Source organism: Acidithiobacillus ferriphilus (genome assembly GCF_018854775.1).
Taxonomy (GTDB): Bacteria; Pseudomonadota; Gammaproteobacteria; order Acidithiobacillales; family Acidithiobacillaceae; genus Acidithiobacillus; species Acidithiobacillus ferriphilus.
The window spans coordinates 1-581 of the sequence record NZ_JAAZTY010000140.1; the positions used below are offsets into that span (position 1 = coordinate 1).

The following is a 581-nucleotide window of genomic DNA, read 5'->3' on the forward strand; positions in this document are numbered from 1 at the left end:
TTTGAGCGGACGAAGCCGCATGTGAACGTGGGAACGATTGGTCACGTGGACCATGGCAAGACCACATTGACGGCGGCGCTGACGAAGGTGTTGTCGGCGAAGTTTGGTGGTGAGGTTCGCGCTTATGATCAGATTGACAATGCGCCGGAAGAGCGGGCACGAGGGATCACGATTGCGACCTCGCACGTGGAGTACGAGACGGAAAATCGCCACTATGCCCACGTGGACTGCCCAGGTCACGCCGACTACGTGAAGAACATGATCACTGGCGCCGCGCAGATGGATGGTGCCATTTTGGTTTGTTCGGCGGCCGACGGTCCGATGCCCCAGACCCGCGAACACATTTTGCTCGCCCGCCAGGTGGGCGTTCCCTATATAGTGGTGTTTCTGAACAAGGCCGACATGGTGGACGACGCCGAGTTGCTGGAACTGGTAGAAATGGAAGTGCGGGAGCTGCTTTCCAAGTACGAGTTTCCAGGCGATGACATTCCGGTGATTATCGGCTCCGCGCTCAAGGCCCTGGAAGGGGACCAGAGTGACATTGGCGAGCCGGCCATTTACCGGCTGGCCGAGGCAATGGA

The 581-nt window shown here is 58.7% G+C and carries 1 protein-coding gene; it reads left to right on the plus strand.

Going from position 1 to position 581, the window contains the following annotated elements; genetic code table 11:
* A partial coding sequence (locus tag HF921_RS10155; RefSeq protein WP_215893761.1) for a GTP-binding protein occupies positions 1 to 581 on the plus strand: 581 nt, incomplete at both ends.